At 61.0% G+C, this 18,426-nt stretch carries 18 protein-coding genes and 3 tRNA genes; 10 read left to right on the top strand and 11 right to left on the bottom strand.

Features of this window, described 5'->3' with window-relative positions; translation table 11 throughout:
- The 4 genes from C3Y91_RS12035 (at position 1) to C3Y91_RS12050 (ending at position 2,034) form a co-directional block, all read left to right on the top strand.
- The gene (locus tag C3Y91_RS12035) at positions 1-504 is read left to right on the top strand and encodes a GNAT family N-acetyltransferase (protein ID WP_024320677.1); all 504 of its coding nucleotides are present in this window, start codon (positions 1-3) and stop codon (positions 502-504) included.
- Between the two features lie 4 nt (positions 505-508).
- Positions 509-982 (top strand): GNAT family N-acetyltransferase, encoded by a 474-nt coding sequence (locus C3Y91_RS12040; protein WP_018073407.1) that lies wholly within the window; start codon positions 509-511, stop codon positions 980-982.
- Positions 983-1,085: 103 nt separating this feature from the next.
- Positions 1,086-1,484 (top strand): NADH:ubiquinone oxidoreductase subunit NDUFA12, encoded by a 399-nt coding sequence (locus C3Y91_RS12045; protein ID WP_018073408.1) that lies wholly within the window; start codon positions 1,086-1,088, stop codon positions 1,482-1,484.
- A 115-nt stretch (positions 1,485-1,599) separates the two neighbouring features.
- Positions 1,600-2,034 (top strand): DUF2155 domain-containing protein, encoded by a 435-nt coding sequence (locus tag C3Y91_RS12050; protein ID WP_024320678.1) that lies wholly within the window; start codon positions 1,600-1,602, stop codon positions 2,032-2,034.
- Between the two features lie 112 nt (positions 2,035-2,146).
- On the opposite strand, the gene aat is transcribed toward C3Y91_RS12050, so the two are convergent.
- The 5 genes from aat to C3Y91_RS12075 form a co-directional block, all read right to left on the bottom strand.
- Positions 2,147-2,761, bottom strand: coding sequence for a leucyl/phenylalanyl-tRNA--protein transferase (aat, locus tag C3Y91_RS12055; protein WP_024320679.1), 615 nt, complete (start codon positions 2,759-2,761; stop codon positions 2,147-2,149).
- A gap of 7 nt (positions 2,762-2,768) precedes the next feature.
- Positions 2,769-4,124 (bottom strand): acetyl-CoA carboxylase biotin carboxylase subunit, encoded by a 1,356-nt coding sequence (accC, locus tag C3Y91_RS12060; protein ID WP_018073412.1) that lies wholly within the window; start codon positions 4,122-4,124, stop codon positions 2,769-2,771.
- Positions 4,125-4,128: 4 nt separating this feature from the next.
- Positions 4,129-4,593 carry an acetyl-CoA carboxylase biotin carboxyl carrier protein gene (accB, locus tag C3Y91_RS12065; RefSeq protein ID WP_018073413.1) on the bottom strand — a complete coding sequence of 155 codons (465 nt, stop codon included), beginning with the start codon at positions 4,591-4,593 and terminating at the stop codon, positions 4,129-4,131.
- Positions 4,594-4,613: 20 nt separating this feature from the next.
- Positions 4,614-5,051: a type II 3-dehydroquinate dehydratase gene (gene aroQ / locus C3Y91_RS12070; RefSeq protein ID WP_018073414.1), complete on the bottom strand. Its 438-nt coding sequence runs from the start codon at positions 5,049-5,051 to the stop codon at positions 4,614-4,616.
- 262 nt (positions 5,052-5,313) lie between these two features.
- Positions 5,314-6,072 carry a DsbA family protein gene (locus C3Y91_RS12075; RefSeq protein ID WP_168575329.1) on the bottom strand — a complete coding sequence of 253 codons (759 nt, stop codon included), beginning with the start codon at positions 6,070-6,072 and terminating at the stop codon, positions 5,314-5,316.
- 211 nt (positions 6,073-6,283) lie between these two features.
- On the opposite strand from C3Y91_RS12075, the gene C3Y91_RS12080 reads away from it, so the two are divergent.
- Complete coding sequence (locus C3Y91_RS12080; RefSeq protein WP_024320680.1) at positions 6,284-7,441, top strand: pyridoxal phosphate-dependent aminotransferase; 1,158 nt, start codon at positions 6,284-6,286, stop codon at positions 7,439-7,441.
- A gap of 39 nt (positions 7,442-7,480) precedes the next feature.
- Here C3Y91_RS12080 and C3Y91_RS12085 read toward each other — a convergent pair whose 3' ends face one another.
- Positions 7,481-8,818 carry a DUF2778 domain-containing protein gene (locus tag C3Y91_RS12085; protein ID WP_130664485.1) on the bottom strand — a complete coding sequence of 446 codons (1,338 nt, stop codon included), beginning with the start codon at positions 8,816-8,818 and terminating at the stop codon, positions 7,481-7,483.
- A 208-nt stretch (positions 8,819-9,026) separates the two neighbouring features.
- Complete coding sequence (phaC, locus tag C3Y91_RS12090) at positions 9,027-10,862, bottom strand: class I poly(R)-hydroxyalkanoic acid synthase (RefSeq protein WP_226306679.1); 1,836 nt, start codon at positions 10,860-10,862, stop codon at positions 9,027-9,029.
- 150 nt (positions 10,863-11,012) lie between these two features.
- Between phaC and C3Y91_RS12095 the strand changes: the two genes are divergently transcribed.
- The 5 genes from C3Y91_RS12095 (at position 11,013) to recJ (ending at position 16,541) form a co-directional block, all read left to right on the top strand.
- Positions 11,013-11,426 carry a hypothetical protein gene (locus C3Y91_RS12095; RefSeq protein ID WP_018073419.1) on the top strand — a complete coding sequence of 138 codons (414 nt, stop codon included), beginning with the start codon at positions 11,013-11,015 and terminating at the stop codon, positions 11,424-11,426.
- A gap of 222 nt (positions 11,427-11,648) precedes the next feature.
- Positions 11,649-12,866: an LL-diaminopimelate aminotransferase gene (locus C3Y91_RS12100; RefSeq protein ID WP_024320683.1), complete on the top strand. Its 1,218-nt coding sequence runs from the start codon at positions 11,649-11,651 to the stop codon at positions 12,864-12,866.
- Positions 12,867-12,927: 61 nt separating this feature from the next.
- Positions 12,928-14,253: a homoserine dehydrogenase gene (locus tag C3Y91_RS12105; RefSeq protein WP_018073421.1), complete on the top strand. Its 1,326-nt coding sequence runs from the start codon at positions 12,928-12,930 to the stop codon at positions 14,251-14,253.
- Between the two features lie 159 nt (positions 14,254-14,412).
- A complete protein-coding gene (locus tag C3Y91_RS12110) occupies positions 14,413-14,658 on the top strand; it encodes a hypothetical protein (protein WP_018073422.1) in 246 nt (81 codons plus the stop codon).
- 80 nt (positions 14,659-14,738) lie between these two features.
- A complete protein-coding gene (gene recJ, locus C3Y91_RS12115) occupies positions 14,739-16,541 on the top strand; it encodes a single-stranded-DNA-specific exonuclease RecJ (protein ID WP_168575330.1) in 1,803 nt (600 codons plus the stop codon).
- 49 nt (positions 16,542-16,590) lie between these two features.
- Here the strand turns inward: recJ and C3Y91_RS12120 are convergent.
- The 4 genes from C3Y91_RS12120 to C3Y91_RS12135 all read right to left on the bottom strand — a co-directional run bounded on the left by C3Y91_RS12120 (position 16,591) and on the right by C3Y91_RS12135 (position 18,404).
- A tRNA-Glu gene (locus tag C3Y91_RS12120) sits at positions 16,591-16,665 on the bottom strand.
- 253 nt (positions 16,666-16,918) lie between these two features.
- Positions 16,919-16,993: transfer RNA gene (locus C3Y91_RS12125), tRNA-Glu, on the bottom strand.
- 74 nt (positions 16,994-17,067) lie between these two features.
- Positions 17,068-17,142 (bottom strand) — tRNA-Glu (locus C3Y91_RS12130).
- A gap of 197 nt (positions 17,143-17,339) precedes the next feature.
- The gene (locus C3Y91_RS12135; protein WP_168575331.1) at positions 17,340-18,404 is read right to left on the bottom strand and encodes a YcbK family protein; all 1,065 of its coding nucleotides are present in this window, start codon (positions 18,402-18,404) and stop codon (positions 17,340-17,342) included.
- Between the last annotated feature and the right edge of the window lie 22 nt (positions 18,405-18,426).

Consider the following 18,426-nt stretch of genomic DNA (forward strand, 5'->3'; position numbering starts at 1 on the left):
GTGTATTTCGTCCGCACTGCCGGCGAGCGCGACCTGGAGAAGGTCCGCGCGCTGCTAGTGGAGAGCTTTCATGCCAGCTATGACAGCCTGCATGGCAGAGCCAGGGTGGAGGATCTGATCGCCCATCTCTTTTCGCCGGCAGCGCTGAAGGCGCGCCTGGTGCGAAAGGATGCCGAATTCCTCGTTGCCGATGAAGGCCGCAATATCGGCGGCATGGGGTATGCGGCAATGTCGCAGGCGTTGACGAAGACCGTCATGCTGCATCTCCTCTATGTCAGGCCGGCGCTGCAGCGCCAGGGTATCGGCCGCGACATCTTCGCCGAACTCGAAACCTGCTTTCCGGATGCGGAGATCATGCGTCTCGAAGTTGAACCGCAAAACGCTGCGGCGATCGCCTTCTATCGCACGCATGGCTTCACCGAGGTCGGACGTAACGAGAATAGCGGAGCCGGACAATCCGGCATTCCGGCGCTGATCTTCGAAAAACCACTCGAAGGGCATTGAGACTGTGGCGGTCGAGTTGCCCGACATTCTCATTCGTCCGGCGCGCCGGGAAGATCTGCCGGCGCTGGTGGCTATGTTTGCCGCCGACGCACTCGGCGGTCACGGCGATACCACGGAACCTGAAGCCTTCCCGGATTATCTCAGCGCCTTCGCCGTCATCGAGGCTTCGCCCGACCAGACACTTTACGTTGCAGAGCGTGGCGGCGAGGTCGTCGGCACGTTTCAGACGATGGTGACGACCTCGCTCACCGGCCGTGGCTCCTCGGCGATGATCATCGAGGCGGTGCAGACGCGCGCCGATATGCGCGGGCAGGGGGTCGGCGGACTGATGATCGAATTCGCCATTGCCGAGGCAAAAGGCCGCGGTATCGGGCGGGTTGCGTTGACCTCGAATGCGATACGCAAGGATGCCCATCGTTTCTACGAAAGGCTGGGCTTCAAGCCCTCCCATCTGGGCTTCAAGATGGCTTTGAAATGACCCGTGGCTGTCGTGGAATCGCTGGACAATTCGGTTTGGCGACGGCATAAGCGAGGAAACGAATTCTGGTTTGGCTCGCATCTGGCGGGCACAAGGAAAAGACATGTGGAATCTTCTGGTTCAGACCTTTACCTGGTGGAACGGTCAGACGATGGGCACGCGTTTTGCGACCTGGCGTTTTGGCAAGCGCGTCGGCGAGGATGAATTCGGCAACGTCTACTACGAAGGCGGCATGTCCTCCTACGGTCTGCCGAAGCGTTGGGTGATCTACAAGGGTTATGCCGAAGCCTCCGCCATTCCGCCGGGCTGGCATGGCTGGATGCATCATCGCACCGATGTTCCCCCGTCCAAGGAAAACTACGTCGCCAAGGATTGGCAGAAGTCGCACCGGCCCAACCATACCGGTTCGCCGCAGGCCTATCGTCCGCCGGGCTCCATCGCCGTTCCGGGCGAACGTCCGCGCGTCACCGGCGATTACGACGCCTGGACGCCGGGCAACTGAGACGGCCCGACCGGGCGATCTCAAGACCCGGCTTTTGGCCACAATTGACCTTTACCCGCAGGTTGGCCGCGCTTGACCGCGGCCGTGAACTGAAAATGTCTGGAGACGGGTACATATGAAGCTCTTCACGCGGAACATGGTCCTGCGTGCCGCCGGATCGCTGCTGGCGCTCTCGGCCCTGCTTCCGCCAGTTGCGGCACATGCCGCACGCATCGAAAATCCGGTAGCCGTCTTTTCCGGCCTCGACAAGATCACCGGCCGCATCACGACCTTCGATGTCTATGTCAACGAGACGGTACAGTTCGGTGCGCTGCAGGTGACACCGAAGGCCTGTTATTCGCGCGACCAGTCGGAAGCACAGAAGATCGACGGTTTCGTCGAGGTCGACGAGATCACCCTCGACCGCAAGATTCGCCGCATCTTCACCGGCTGGATGTTCGCCGCCAGCCCCGGCCTCAACGCCGTCGAGCACCCGATCTACGACGTCTGGCTGAAAGACTGCAAGGCAAACTCGGATGTCCCGGCTCCTGACGGTGCCAAGCCGAAATAGCTGCATCTTCGTTAGGCTGGCATCTCCCTATGCGCCTGATCCTCATGTGCCATCCGCAGGATCATCTCGGAGGATCGTCCCGCTCGATCAAACCTCCGTCGGATAATGATCGTCAGAAAGCCAGGTGCGGCGATTCCATCGCCGCAGCAAGCATCGCGGCGTAATCGGCCTTCGGAACGTCGATCGCTCCGAATGTTTTCAGGTGCTCGGTGGTGAACTGGGTGTCGAGCAGGGTGAAGCCCCTTTCCCGCAGCCGGTCGACCAGATGCACGAGGCAGATCTTCGAGGCATCCGTCCGGCGCGAAAACATGCTCTCGCCGAAGAAGGCCGATCCGAGCGAGACGCCGTAGAGGCCGCCGACCAGTTGATCGCCCTCCCAGGCTTCGACGGTATGGGCATGGCCCATGTCGAAGAGCGTCGAATAAAGCGATCTGATCGTCCTGTTGATCCAGGTGCTCGGGCGCCCGGAAGTTTCCTCCGCGCAGGCAGCGATGACCTGATCGAAAGCGTGATCGAAACGGATCTCGAAGGGTTTCTTGCGCACCGTCTTGGCAAGGCTTTTCGACACATGGAAATGGTCGAACGGCAACACGCCGCGCAGTTCCGGTTCGACCCAGAAGATCTCCGGGTCGTCGGCGGATTCGGCCATCGGGAAGAGGCCGATGGAATAGGCGCGCAGGAGAATGTCAGGGGTTATGCCTGGTGACTTCCTGCGCGATCCTGCCATTCCTGTCCTATGCCGCCGGTGTGTTGGCGAGGTAGTCTTCCAGCCAGTGGATGTCGTAGTCGCCGTTGGCGATATCCTGGTTGGAAACGAGATCCTGGAAAAGCGGCAGCGTCGTATTGATGCCGTCGACGACAAATTCGTCGAGCGCCCGGCGCAGGCGCATCATGCATTCGACGCGGGTACGGCCGTGCACGATCAGCTTGCCGATGAGGCTGTCGTAATAGGGCGGGATCTTGTAGCCCTGATAGGCGCCGGAATCGATGCGCACGCCGAGGCCGCCCGGCGCGTGGAAATGCGTGATCGTGCCGGGCGAAGGCACGAACGTGCGCGGGTGCTCGGCATTGATACGGCACTCGATGGCGTGACCGGAAAAATGCACTTCATCCTGTGTCACCGAGAGACCGCCGCCGGAAGCGACGCGGATTTGCTCGTGCACGAGGTCGATGCCGGTGATTGCTTCGGTGATCGGATGCTCCACCTGCAGGCGGGTGTTCATTTCGATGAAATAGAACTCGCCGTTTTCGTAGAGGAATTCGATCGTCCCGGCGCCGCGATATTTCAGCTTCTTCATGGCGTCGGCGCAGACCTGGCCGATCTTCATGCGCTGCTCGACGTTGAGTGCCGGCGAATTCGCCTCTTCCCAGACCTTCTGATGGCGCCGCTGCAGCGAGCAGTCGCGCTCGCCGAGATGGATGGCATTGCCTTCGCCGTCGCCGAACACCTGGATTTCGATGTGGCGCGGCTTGCCGAGATATTTTTCCATGTAGACGGCATCATTGCCGAAGGCGGCTGCCGCTTCGGTGCGCGCCGTCGACCAGGCCTCGATCAGGTCGGCCTCGCTCTTGGCGACCTTCATGCCGCGTCCGCCGCCGCCGGCCGTTGCCTTGATCAGCACGGGATAACCGATTTCGGCGGCCGTCTTCAGCGCATCCTCTTCGCTCTTCACTTCGCCGTCCGAACCCGGAACGACGGGAATGCCGAGTTCCAGCGCCGTCGTCTTGGCGGTGATCTTGTCGCCCATGATGCGGATGTGGTCCGCCGTCGGCCCGATGAAGGTGATGCCGTGGGCTTCGAGGATATCGGCGAACTTGGCATTTTCCGACAGAAAGCCGTAGCCTGGATGCACGGCATCAGCGCCGGTGATCTCGCAGGCGGCGACGATCTGGTGGATGTTGAGATAGCTCTCGCGCGAGGAGGGCGGACCGATGCACACACTTTCGTCGGCAAGGCGCACATGCATGGCATCAGCGTCGGCAGTGGAATGAACCGCGACGCAGGCGATGCCGAGCTCCTTGCAGGCCCGGAGCACGCGAAGGGCGATTTCCCCGCGATTGGCGATGAGGATTTTCGAAATCATGGGCATCGGCCTATTCGATGACGACGAGGGCTTGGCCGTATTCGACGGGATGTCCGTCATCGACGAGGATCTCGGTCACCTTGCCTGACTTCGGCGAAGGGATCTGGTTCATCGTCTTCATCGCTTCGATGATGATGAGCGTCTGGCCTTCCTTGACGGTTGCGCCGACTTCGATGAACGGACGCGCGCCCGGAGCCGGCGCCATGTAGACGGTGCCCACCATCGGTGCATTGACGACATTGGCCGGGTTGCGGCTGGGAGCTGCGGCCGGCGCGGCAGCAGCTGCCGGAGCCGCGGCTGCGGCAAAGGCCGGTGCTGCGATCGGCGCCTGGACATATTGCGGCGTGCCAGCGCGCGAAACGCGGATGCGCAGGTCATCCTGCTCGACCTCGATCTCCGTCAGATCCGTTTCGTTCAGAATATTGGCGAGATCGCGGATCAGTGCCTGGTCGATACCCGATTTCTTTTCAGCCATGGTGTTGCCCTGTCTTTTTCTTATGCCGTGATGTTCTTCAGCGCGTGGAGCGCCAGGATGTAGCTGTGAGGCCCGAAGCCGCAGATCACGCCCTTGCATGCCGGCGCGATCATCGACTTGTGGCGGAATTCTTCCCGTGCATGCACGTTGGATATGTGGAGCTCGATGACGGGAATGGAAATAGCGCGGATCGCATCATGCAGCGCGACCGATGTATGCGTATAGGCGCCTGCATTGATGGCAACGCCGGCGGCCTTTTCGTCTGCCTCATGGAACCAGTCCACAAGCGCGCCTTCGTGGTTGCTCTGACGGAAATCGATATCGAGGCCGAGTTCACGGCCGGCGGCCTTACAGTCTGCCTCGATGTCCTTGAGTGTCTTGCCGCCATAAATGCCGGGCTCTCGTTTGCCCAGCATGTTCAGGTTGGGGCCGTTCAGGACAAAAATCGTTTGCGTCATCGAATGTTCCGTAAAATGTACGACGGCAACCTATAGACTCCGCGAAGGCTGAATGAAAGCCCTTACAGATTGGCCAGCGGCAATCACGCCACATTTGTCCACATGGTTGAAACACTTCGATTTTGGCGATTTGATGGGCGGCCGGTCGCTCAAGCATGTCGCGCAAAAGTGCGCAGCGGTTTTGCGATAACGACATGCGCAAAGATAAATATCTAAAGCGCGAGGAGTGCAATCTGAAAGATTGCGACGCGCTTTGGTTTGCTCAGCAGGCGGTCTTGCCGCAGCTGCGCATGTTCTTGACCTTGGCTTCGAGATCGTCGAGCCCGACGGCGCCCGGCACCAGTTCGTTGCCGATCACATAAGATGGCGTGCCGCTGATGCCGAGACTGGAGGCGAGCTGGTAGGTCGCCTGGACGATACCGTCATTCGGGCTCTTTGCCATCTCGGCGCGGATCTTGTCCTCGCTGACGCCGAGCGAAGCGGCGACCGCGATCGCTGTTTCGTCAGAGGCGCGGCCTTCGGTGCCGAGAAGGGCGACGTGGAAATCGGCATATTTCTCCGGTGCCAGCTTGCCGAAAGCGTCGGCCACCTTGTGGGCGGCAACTGAATCCGGCCCGAGGATTGGAAACTCCTTGAGGACGAAACGGACGTTCTTGTCCTTCTTCAGCATCGCCTGCATGTCGGGAAGCGCATGCCGGCAGTAGCTGCAATTATAATCGAAGAACTCGACGACCGTCACATCGCCCTTGGGATTGCCGAGCGTAACGTCGTTCTTCGATTCGAAGATGTCGGTAGTGTTCTCTTCGATCGCCATATTGGCTTTCACCAACCGCTGGGCTTCCTGCTTCTTCTGCAGCGCATCCTGGACTTCGAGCATGATCTCAGGATTTTCGATCAGGTATTGCTTGATGAATTCGCCGAACTCCTTCTTCTGCTGGTCGTCGAGCGCTGCCGCCGGAAGCGGAAGGGCGATCGATGCGGCAAGCGCCAGAGCGGTGAAGGTCTTCGGGAAGAATGCCATGATATCCTCGTCATCGGCGGTGTGGTCGTCTCTTTGTCGAGAAGACGGTCGCCGGGTTAATGGACTTGAATGCGTCGCGTCAAGGTACGGTGCGTTCGGTTCTGCTCAAACAGGAATTTTTCATCCCCGCGCGGCCCTCGCGGGATTGTGATGAGCCGATTAATGCGGCAATTGTCGGGCCACCATTGAAGAAGCTGAGCGAGAAACGATCTTGTTTTCCATATCGAAACGCAGCGAAGTCGAGCCTTTTCACGCCATGGACGTCTTGGCGGAGGCGACGAAGCGGCGTGCGGCCGGTCATCCCGTGATCTCGATGGCGGTCGGTCAGCCCTCGCATCCGGCACCCCAAGCGGCACTCGAAGCGGCGCGCACAGCCCTTGTCGAAGGCCGGATCGGCTATACCGATGCGCTGGGGACGGCACGGCTGAAATCGGCGCTCGCCTGGCACTACAAGGATCGCCACGGCTTGGAGATTGATCCCACGCGTATCGCCATCACCACTGGTTCCTCGGCGGGCTTCAATCTCGCCTTCCTGTCGCTCTTCGATGCAGGTGACGCGGTGGCGATCGCAAGACCCGGTTATCCCGCCTACCGCAATATCCTCGGCGCACTCGGCCTGAAGGTTCTCGAAGTGCGCGTAACGGCCGAGACCCACTTCACCCTGACGCCGCAAAGCCTCGAAGCGGCGCAGAAGGAAAGCGGCATCACGTTGAAAGGCGTGCTGCTCGCAAGCCCGGCCAACCCGACCGGCACGGTGACTGGCCGCGATGGGCTGAAGGCGCTTGTGGATTATTGCGCAGCCCATTCCATCGCCTTCATCTCCGATGAAATCTACCACGGGCTGACCTTCGCCGGCGAGGAGGCAAGCGCGCTCGAACTGACCGACGAGGCGATCGTCATCAACTCCTTCTCCAAATATTATTGCATGACCGGCTGGCGAATCGGCTGGATGGTGCTTCCCGAGCGCTTGGTGCGGCCGATCGAGCGGGTGGCGCAGAGCCTCTATATCTCCCCGCCCGAGCTCTCCCAGATTGCCGCCACGGCCGCTCTTGGCGCTGGCGCCGAACTCGATCGTTATAAGGCAAGCTATGCCGCCAATCGTGATTTGCTGATGCGGCGACTGCCGCAGATCGGCCTTTCTATCGCCTCGCCAATGGACGGCGCCTTCTATGCCTATCTCGACGTCACCCGCTTCACCAATGACAGCATGGGCTTTGCCAAACGCATGCTCGCGGAAATCGACGTCGCCGCAACACCCGGTCTGGATTTTGATCCGCTGGAGGGAAATCGAACGCTGCGTCTGTCCTATGCGGGCTCGCAAGCGGAGATCGCCGAGGCGGTGGAGCGAATCGCAGCCTGGTTGAAGTAGCGCTCACGACCGGGCAAGCGGCAGTGCACTCTCCTATCGTCAGCTGCGCGACGAAAACAGCGAAGCGAACGTCGAGGACGGTTTGTTATTCAGCCGCGGCACCACCACGAGCTGCTTGATGTCGCCGCGCTTGTAGGCAGCGAGGAAACGGCGGTAGTCCTTGAAGGAGACGCAGCCGTTGGAATCGCCGTTCTTGCCGAGCATATAGGTATGGGCGAGAAGGCCGACACGGTCATAGATGGCGTCCGAACCCTGGACCGGCGTCAGCCGCAGCGCCTCGACCCCATGGAAAAGGCTCTCGCGTATGGTGAGGACATAGGTGTGCGGCGGCGTTGGTCCGCGCATCTTCTTGTTCACGTAACGCGGGTTGTCGCGCATCTTGCCGAGCCCGGAATGGGCCTCGAGCCGTTCGCCGTTCGGCAGATAGACGGTGCTGTTTTCGATATCGTAGATCGCCACGCCTGCGCGCAGCTTCGGCGAGAAGACCGGCTTGTCGTAGCGCGGCACTGCGTCGTCCTCGTCATCCTCGATCGGCGAGTTCGGCTGGGCATAGGCAAGTGCAGGCTCGCCAGCGCGCTGCGAACCCTTGGAGGCCAGTGCCGGTTTGCCGATGAGGCCATCAGGACGTGCCATCGGCAGCGGCACGGAACCTTCGTCCGGCGCCAGCACGAGATCGAAGGGCGGCGCGTCGTCCGCGGCGGCAACGACCACCGGTGCGGGTTCCGATGCGGGAATTGAGGCCGTTTTGACAGGAGATGCGGTCGGCTCGACCGGAGCCGGCGCGATTTGCCGGGATCCGGCATCGGCAAGCGCAAGCAGGGCCGGGAGTTCGGCTGCGGCGACGGCCTCCTTTGAGGGAACGATGATCCGGTCGCCGTCGTCTTCATCCGTCTCTGCCGAGGCGAGTTCGACCGGCGGCGCGATGACATCGTCCTTGCGGAATTTGACGCTGTCGGAAATCGCGGCCACGACCGGTTGCTCGGCGGCCATGGTGAGCCGACTGTTTTTTGTAAGAGCCGCTAGCGCCGTTGCTGCGGCGGCGGTCTTTTCGGCATGGGATTGAATGAGGCTCGCCGTCAGCGGTATCGCCGGCTTCGCATCGAAGGCGGCAAGCCGGTCGGCCTTGCCGACATGGATCAGCCTCTCATGGCGCGGTGACGGCGCCACCTTCGGCACAGTGCCGACCTCTGCCAGGCGATCCGACGGAGAATAGGGAGTGGCGATCAAGTGCATCGTCGCGAAGGTCGCGATCAGCCATGTCGAGGTCAGAAATCCGGCGCCAACAACACCGCAAATGAAACCGCGAGATCTGCGCCAACGGAAAGCAGATCTGCCAAGAGGGGTGACGTCATCGAACGTCCCGACCGCACACGCCATACTACACTCGTCTTTCAAACTCGCTACGCAGGCCGGCGGCACTGACTGACTAAACTTCGCCGGGGGCCGGTAAAGGCGCAAATGGGCCGAATTTAGACCAACCGCGACTTCCGACTGTTTCGCAAGGATGACGAATTATGGTTTCTAATTTGTTTACGGGGCGTTGCAGTTTTTCACGACGTCTCAAAAAGAGATGTGTTGGGGCTTCTCAGGCGCGCTCCATCACATAACTTCCCGGCGCTTCCTCGATCGCGTTCAACGCATCGCCGCCGGGTTTGCGGGCTGGCACGCGTCTGCCGTCATGCGTCTCGATCCAGGCCTGCCAATGCGGCCACCACGATCCCGGGGTCTCCGTCGCCTGCTCGAGCCAGCTCTCGTAGTCTCCCTTGGCCGGGCCGCCGGTCCAGAATTGATATTTCTTCTTGTCGGGCGGGTTGACGACGCCGGCGATATGTCCCGAGCCGGTCACGACGAATTCCACCTTGCCGCCGAAGAAATGGCTGCCGAGGAAGACGGACTTGGCAGGCGCAATGTGATCCTCGCGGGTGGCGAGATTATAGATCGGGATCTTCACATCCTTCAGCGACAAGGACTTGCCGTCGAGGATCATCTCGTTCCGCGTCAGCGCGTTCTTGAGATAGCAATTGCGCAGGTAGAAGGCATGGTTTGCCGCCGCCATGCGGGTCGAATCGGCATTCCAGAACAAGAGGTCGAAGGGCAGGGGATCCTGGCCCTTGAGGTAGTTGTTGACGAAATAAGGCCAGATCAGCTCGGAAGCGCGCAGCATATTGAAGGCCATCGACATCTTCGTGCCGTCGAGATAGCCGGCCTCCTGCATATGCTCCTCGAGCGTCGTAAGTTGCTCTTCGTCGACGAAGACCTTGAGGTCGCCGGCATGAGTGAAGTCGACCTGGGTGGTGAAGAGTGTCGCAGTCTTGATGCGCTTGTTCTTCTCCTTGGCATGCAGTGCAAGCGTCGCCGCCAGCAGCGTGCCGCCGACGCAGTAGCCGACGGCGTTGACTTCCTTTTCTCCAGTCGCCTTCTCGATTGTATCAAGCGCGAAATCGATGCCCTCACGGGCATAGGCCGCCCAATCCTTATCGGCGTGGCGTGCATCCGGGTTGACCCAGGAAATGACGAAGACGGTCTGACCCTGGTCGACGCACCATTTGATGAAGGATTTCTGCGGGTTGAGGTCGAGAATATAGAACTTGTTGATCCAGGGCGGGCAGATCATCAGCGGCCGCTTCAACACCGTTTCGGTCGAAGCGTCGTACTGGATGATCTGGCAGATGTCGTTCTGGGCGATCACCTTGCCTGGCGTCAGCGCCATGTCCCGGCCAACGGCAAATTTCGTCATATCGGTCTGGCGAAGGCGAAGATCACCATTTCCGGCAGCGATATCCTCGGCCAGCATCTTCATTCCGCGCACCAGATTGGCGCCGCTGGTCGCGATCGTCTCGCGGTAGAGCTGCGGATTGGTGGCGATGAAGTTGCTCGGCGAAAGCGCTGCCGTGATCTGCTTCACGTAGAAGCCGGCCTTATGCTTGGTATGCTCGTCGAGGCCGTCGGTCTCCAACACCAGCTTTTCCACCCAGTCGGTGGTGACGAAATAGACCTGGCGGAGAAAATCGAAGAACGGATTCTTCTGCCAGTCCTCGTCCGAGAAACGCTTGTCCTTGCGGGTGTCCGGCTCTGGTGGCGTGAGATCGCCCTGCATGCGCTGCATTGAGCGCATCCAGATGCCGAAGAACGAGGACATCAGCTGCGTCTGCGCCTCGAAGGTGCGGCGCGGATCGGAGATCCAATATTCGGTGACCTTGGAAAGCGTCTTGACCATATCGGTCATTGGGTCGACGGCACTATTGGTGATCTCGCCGCGTTCGCGCGGCGCAAGCCAGGCAGACGCTGCTTGCCCGAGATTTTCGAGCGCCCGGGCAAAATTCATCGCCATGGCCTCGGGATCCTTCAATAGATAGGGATCGAGATCGGTCGCGTCGAAGCCGGCCTTGCCGCCATTCCCCTGCTTGCTGTCGGTCACCATTTCCTCCGGCGGCAGCACCACTCTTTTTATCCATTCGTTGTACATCGTGATCGAACGAGAAAACAAGTTCCACCCGCATCGGCTCATGCTATTGCTTTGTGGCTGCGACAAATTTAACAGTCGACGCAATCAGAACTGGATTTTTGAGGCATGACAAAGAACGGCATTCGGCGCATCGCAATCCTCAACCGCACCGCACTGATCTGCGCCGCGGCGGCGATGGCGCTTGCCGGATGCAATCTGACGGCGGAACAAAAGGCCGCAGCCGCCGCCAAGCGAGCAGCACCCACCGCCGTCGTCATGCCGGCCACCAAGGGCGAGGCGGCCGAGGGCGGCCTTGCAAAATACCCGGACGGCTATCCGAATTTCGGCGCGCCGCTGACGGCTGCCAATGTCCAGATGAGCGACGAGCAGGCAGCCGAACTGCAGCATCAGCTGACGGCACTTGGCGCCCGGCGCAAGGCCGGCACGATCTCGGACGCTGAATATCAGGCCAAGGTCGCCGAAATGCGGCGTCTCGCCGCCGAGCACGGCACTGATACGCTGTCTGAAATCTCCAAATAGACCTTGCCTTTCAGGCAATTTGGACGCAAAGCCATTCCGAATGGATCGGAAGATGCAATTTTCCTGATAATGCGCATTATGCGGCCTTTCCGTCAAAGATTTGCCGCGTGGCTTGGGTCTGATGAATACGGCGTTGCGATTCTGAAGTTCGTGTCGCAGCCGCCGGAAGACGGAACGAACTTCGACTGCGGCCCGAAATGCCGCCTTTCCATGGGGAATGAGATGGAAGAGTTTCACAAAGTCCGGCGTTTGCCGCCTTACGTTTTCGAACAGGTCAACCGTTTGAAAGCAAGCGCGCGAGCGGGCGGCGCCGATATCATCGATCTCGGCATGGGAAACCCAGACCTTCCCACTCCCCAGTCGATCGTCGACAAGCTGTGCGAGGTCGTGCAGGATCCGCGCACGCACCGTTACTCGTCCTCCAAGGGCATTCCGGGGCTGCGCCGTGCCCAGGCCGCCTATTATGCCCGCCGTTTCGGCGTCAAGCTCAACCCGGATACGCAGGTCGTCGCCACCTTGGGCTCCAAGGAAGGCTTCGCCAACATGGCGCAGGCAATCACCGCGCCCGGCGATGTGATCCTCTGCCCGAACCCCACCTATCCGATCCACGCCTTCGGCTTCCTGATGGCAGGTGGCGTGATCCGCTCCATGTCGGTGGAGCCGGATGCGAGCTTCTTCGAACCGCTCGAACGTGCCGTCCGGCATTCGATCCCGAAGCCCTTGGCGCTGATCCTCAACTACCCCTCGAATCCGACGGCTTTTGTCGCGACGCTCGATTTCTACAAGGACGTCATCGCCTTTGCGAAAAAGCATGACATCATCGTGCTTTCCGACCTTGCCTATTCGGAAATCTATTTCGACGGCGCCCCGCCGCCGTCGGTTCTCGAAGTGCCGGGTGCGATGGACGTGACGGTCGAGTTCACCTCAATGTCGAAGACCTTCTCCATGCCCGGCTGGCGCATGGGCTTTGCCGTCGGCAACGAGCGGCTGATCGCCGCCTTGACCCGCGTCAAGTCCTATCTCGACTACGGCGCCTTCACGCCAATCCAGGTGGCGGCGACGCATGCGCTGAACGGCGATGGTTCCGACATTGCGGAAGTCCGCAACGTCTATAAACGTCGCCGCGACGTCATGGTCGAAAGCTTCGGCAAGGCCGGGTTCGAGGTGCCGCCGCCGGCTGCGACGATGTTCGCCTGGGCGAAGATCCCGGAAAAGTTTCGTCATCTCGGTTCGCTGGAATTCTCCAAGCTGCTGGTCGAGAAGGCCGACGTCGCCGTTGCCCCGGGCATCGGCTTCGGCGAAATGGGCGACGACTACGTCCGTCTGGCACTTGTCGAGAATGAACACCGCATCCGCCAAGCTGCGCGCAACATCAAGAAGTTCATGTCGACGGCAGACGAGACGATGCACAACGTCATCTCGCTGAACGCCCACCGCTAATCCAACTCTCGGGCAGCCGCGTTCGGCGGCTGCCGCCACACAGACATTTCAGGATCGATCCATGGCAGATGCCCTCAAAATCGGCATTGCGGGCTTGGGCACCGTTGGCGCCTCGCTTGTCCGTATCATTCAGCAGAAGAGCAACGAGCTTGCCGTCACCTGCGGGCGTCCGATCACCATCACGGCGGTCTCCGCGCGTGACAGGGCGAGGGACCGCGGCATCGATCTTTCTGCCGTTACCTGGTTCGACCGGCCGGAAGAGCTTGCCGAAAAAGGCGATATCGACGTCTTCGTCGAGCTGATAGGCGGCGCCGAAGGGGCGGCCAACGTCTCCGTGCGCACGGCGCTCCAACGTGGTCTCCATGTGGTGACAGCCAACAAGGCGCTGCTTGCCTATCACGGCGTCGAGCTTGCGACGATCGCCGAGGAGAAGGGTTCGCTGCTGAACTTCGAGGCAGCGGTCGCCGGCGGCATCCCGGTCATCAAGGCGCTACGCGAATCGCTGACGGGCAATTCCGTCTCGCGCATCTATGGCATCATGAACGGCACCTGCAATTACATCCTGACCAAGATGGAGAAGGAGGGGCTTTCCTTCGCCGAATGCCTCAAGGAAGCGCAGCGGCTGGGTTATGCCGAGGCTGATCCAGCCTTCGATATCGAGGGCAACGACACGGCCCACAAGCTTTCCATCCTGACGACGCTCGCCTTCGGCAATCAGATCGCCGCCGACGACATTTATCTCGAAGGCATCACCAACATCTCGATCGAGGATATCCACGCTGCCGCCGAGCTCGGTTATCGCATCAAGCTCTTAGGCGTTGCCCAGCGCACCGATACCGGCATCGAGCAGCGCGTTCATCCCACAATGGTGCCGGTCGATTCGGTCATTGCCCAGGTCGACGGCGTCACCAATGCGGTGGCGATCGAATCCGACGTGCTCGGCGAACTGCTGATGGTCGGCCCTGGTGCCGGCGGCAACGCCACGGCCTCGTCGGTGCTTGGCGATATCGCCGATATCGCCAAAAGCCAGCCGGGCGCCCAGCGCGTGCCGGTGCTCGGCCATCCCGCAGCGACGCTGGAGCCCTACCGCAAGGCGCAGATGCAGAGCCACGAGGGTGGTTATTTCATCCGCCTGACCGTGCTCGACCGCACCGGCGTCTTTGCCAGCGTCGCAACCCGCATGGCGGAAAACAACATCTCGCTGGAATCGATCGTCCAGCGCTCCAAACAGCATCTGGCGCCATCGCACCACCAGACGATCATCCTCGTCACCCACGCGACGACGGAAGAATCGGTGCGCAAGGCGGTCGCCTCGATCAAGTCGGAAGGTTATCTCTTCGGCGAGCCGCAGGTCATTCGCATCGAGCGGCCCAAAGAAGAAGGCTGAACCTTTTTCCATTGCCGGAGGACGTTGGGCCGCCCTGTCTCTGCAGGGCGGTTTTTCTGTTTTTTGTTCAACCCTCCGTTACAGAAGTCTATATTAACAGATACCGAAATATTGATATAATTAAACCATAGATGGTGAGTCGCCTGCGTGGAGAATTTCATGAGCAAGGACAGCCACGCCGGGAAGGGGTATGGCTGCCCGAGCGAGGTGCCGCCGGACCATCCTGATATGCTTGGGGAAATCCTCAAGCCGGCCTACCGTGAAATTCGTCAAGAGGTCTCTGATGAGGCTGATGACGAGGAAAACACGGAAGGCCGCAACTGGGCCATTCTGCTGACGCTGTTTTCGTTCCTGCTGGTGCAGTTCGCCGGCATCGCCATGATCATCTGGGCGGTGTTCTGGTAAAAATGCGTGTCTGCAAATCCACCGCTATGTTATCTCCGCTGCTCCTGTAGAAAGAGCAGATGAAGTCAGCGGAGTATGGCATGGCAGATCTCGTCGATCCGGTACAGCGCGCGTTTCTCGGCGTGGAGAAATCCGCGCTCGACAATCGCTGGGTGGCGCGGCTCGACCAGGCCGGGCAGAACCGCGCGCTGGCCATGTCGCAGATTCACGGCTTGCCGGATCTGATCGCCCGGGTGCTCGCCGGGCGCGGCGTGACGGTGGACGAGGCGATCGAATTCCTCGATCCGACGATCCGCAGCCTGATGCCCGATCCCCATAAGCTGACCGATTGCGAAAAGGCCGCGACCCGCCTCCTGCGCGCGATCGAGCGCGGCGAGAGCGTTGCGATCTTCGGCGACTATGATGTCGACGGCGCAGCCTCCTCGGCACTGATGTTCCGCTTTCTCAGCCATTTCGGCGTCAGGGCGACCATCTATATCCCCGACCGAGTCTTCGAAGGTTACGGCCCCAATCCGGCGGCGATCAATCAGTTGATCGATAACGGCGCTCAGCTGATCGTCACCGTCGATTGCGGCTCCACCAGCCACGAGGCGCTGGCCGCCGCTGCCGCGCGCAATATCGATGTCTTCGTCATCGATCACCACCAGGTGACACATGAGCTGCCGCCCTGCCATGCGCTGGTCAACCCGAACCGCGAGGACGATCTCTCGGGGCAGGGGCATCTTTGCGCGGCCGGCGTGGTCTTCATGGTGCTGGTCGCGACGCTCCGGCTGCTGCGCGCGGCCGGTAACAAGCGCATCCTGGCGATCGACCTGCTGCAATGGCTGGATATCGTGGCACTGGCAACGGTCTGCGATGTCGTACCGCTGAAGGGCCTCAACCGCGCCTATGTGGTGAAGGGTCTTGTCGCTGCCCGGCACCAGAGCAATGCCGGGCTTGCCGCACTCTTCCGCAAGGCGGGGCTCGCGGGTCCCGTGACACCCTATCATTTTGGCTTCCTGATCGGCCCGCGCATCAATGCCGGCGGGCGGATCGGCGACGCGGCACTCGGAAGCCGGCTGCTGACGCTCGACGACGCCGGCGAGGCGGAGGTGATCGCGCAGCGTCTCGACGAGCTCAACCGCGAGCGCCAGGCGATGGAGGCGATCATGCTGCAGGAGGCGGAAGCCGAGGCGCTCGCCGAATATGGTGACGGCGAGGGCGCCTCCGTCATCGTCACCGCCCATGAGAAATGGCATCCCGGCATCGTCGGGCTGATCGCGGCGCGGCTGAAAGAGAAATTCAAGCGTCCGGCCTTCGCGATCGCCTTCGATCCCTCCGGCCGCGGCACCGGCTCGGGCCGCTCCATCAACGGCTTCGACATGGGCAGAATGGTGCGGGCTGCGGTCGACGAAGGGATACTCGTCAAGGGCGGCGGCCACGCGATGGCCGCGGGACTGACGGTCGAGCGCGCCAATCTCGGCAGGCTGAGAACCTTCTTCACGGAGAAGGCGGCAAAAACGGTGGCCGGCCTCGTTGCCAACGAGACCCTGAAGATCGACGGTGCGATCGGCGCAAGCGGCGCCACGCTCGAACTCATCGACCGCCTGGAGGCCGCCGGCCCCTATGGCTCCGGCCACGCACAGCCGCTCTTCGCCGTGCCGGCGCATCGTGTGCGCGACGCGCGCCTAGTCGGCGAGAAACATGTGAAGGTGACGCTGGAGGCCATGGACGGATCGCGGCTCGACGGCATCGCCTTTCGCGCCGCCGATACGCCGCTTGGCAATCTTCTCATCAATTCACGCGGCGCCAGCCTGCATGTCGCCGGTTCGCTCGGTGCCGACCACTACCAGGGTGCACGCCGCATCCAGCTGCGCGTCTGCGATGCAGCGCCGGCGAAATAGAGTGGTCGCGCAAGAGCGCTGACGATGTGAAGTGTCAAGGGAGAGAAAGTGGTACGCCCTAGGGGAGTCGAACCCCTCTTCCCAGAATGAAAATCTGGTGTCCTAACCGATAGACGAAGGGCGCTTCCTTCATGGTGGCGCCCTTATAGTCAGCACCTTCGAAGGCCGCAAGCGCCAAGGCACGAAAAAATCATCGTTTTCGCCGATTTTTTTGCTGCTGTGGAAAATCGCGGCGTTGGTTACGGCGGAGTGGAGAAAAATCAAGCCGGCGGGCTAGGATGGGCCGCGTTGCGCGAACCCGAAGGATTCTCCTCGAGGGGACTCACAGGGCCGGCCAAGGTCGATCGAAACGGATGACGATTGCCTATCATCAGGAGTGGTACGCCCTAGGGGAGTCGAACCCCTCTTTACAGAATGAGAATCTGTCGTCCTAACCGATAGACGAAGGGCGCAGGCAGCCTCGTTAAAATAGGAGCGCGCGCCGGCTTCTGCAAGCGGAAGTGATGGCTTCTTTATGGAGAGAAAGTGGTACGCCCTAGGGGAGTCGAACCCCTCTTCCCAGAATGAAAATCTGGTGTCCTAACCGATAGACGAAGGGCGCTTCCTTCGTGGTGGCGCCCTTATAGTCAGGCGTTTTGAATCCCGCAAGCGGCAATTGCGGTTTCTTTCAAAAAAATGACAGGAAATCCGAGTGCGTTCGCGAAGTCGATTATTGAAGCCGAATCAATAGGCTGCCGGCTGTTTCTTTGTTGAGGCGAGGTGGTGCTGCCGTAACGTTATGTAAAAAACGCGCGGCCGTCAGATCGCCCTTGCGGTCGTTATCGGTGCGCGTTTGCCGCCGCAGCCCCAGTTCCAGTCACGCGTTTTGCCGGTATCGAGGTGGACCGAATCCGTATGGCAATAGGTGCCGACGCCGCCGCGGTCCGGCAACGAGCGGATATAGGCGGCGATATCCCATTTCGCGACACCGTCGATCTGGATGTCGGCTGCCTCGCAGCTCTTGTGCATCGATTCGTCAGCGCCGCCGACCAGACGGTTATGCTCTTCGTCTCGATAGCCGGAGGTGACGATGACCGGTCGGCCGAAATGGTTTTCGACCGTCTTGATCACCTTCAGCAGATCGGGCTTGAAGCAACCGACCTCGACCTTGTCGTTCTGGAGATGCAACCCGTTCGGCGCGATGCGCGTCATGCCGGGCAGGGCGGCCCTGTGCAGCAGGCCGGAGAGGCTGCCGAGCAGGTTCTGCTTCGGCGCGCTGTAGAGCGCATTCATCGTCGAGGTCGGAATGCTGCCCGTCGCCAACGACGCTGTCTGCACAGGCGCAAGCTGCGTGCTGTCATTCTGTGAGGATTGCTGCGGCAGCACCGGCTCTGCCGGCTGTGTGGGCACGGGGGGCTGGCTATAGACGCTGCTTCGCGCCGGAGCTACACCTTCCACCGGCGCATAGGCCTGCGGCTGAATGACGGTGGACGTGCTGTTGTTCTGCGGCGCCGGCTGGTGATCGGAAAAGATGCTCATCGCCTGCGCGTTGATCCGGGTCGACTGCAGGACGAGCCCGCCGATATTGGCAGGGGGCGCTGTCGCCGGATCGGCGAGCGGAGCGGCGGCATTCGGACCTTGTGCCACGACCTGAGGCGCGGCTTGAGCGCCGGAGACGTTGACGAGCCGGGGATCCGTATAGACCGAACGTGGGGCAGGGCTTGCGGGCGCTGCCGTGGCAAGCTGCGGTGCTGCCGCTTGTGCTGGAACCGCTGCGGCGGAATCGAGTGCCTTCTTGTCCGACGCGCAGCCGGTCAGCGCCAGCACCGAGGTGGCGATCAGCAAAGCGCCCGTCACGGGCATCCGCATCTGCATGTTACGCAAGTGACAGTCTCCAGTTGATGCA

It is taken from the genome of Rhizobium ruizarguesonis (assembly GCF_012349115.1).
GTDB lineage: Bacteria > Pseudomonadota > Alphaproteobacteria > Rhizobiales > Rhizobiaceae > Rhizobium > Rhizobium ruizarguesonis.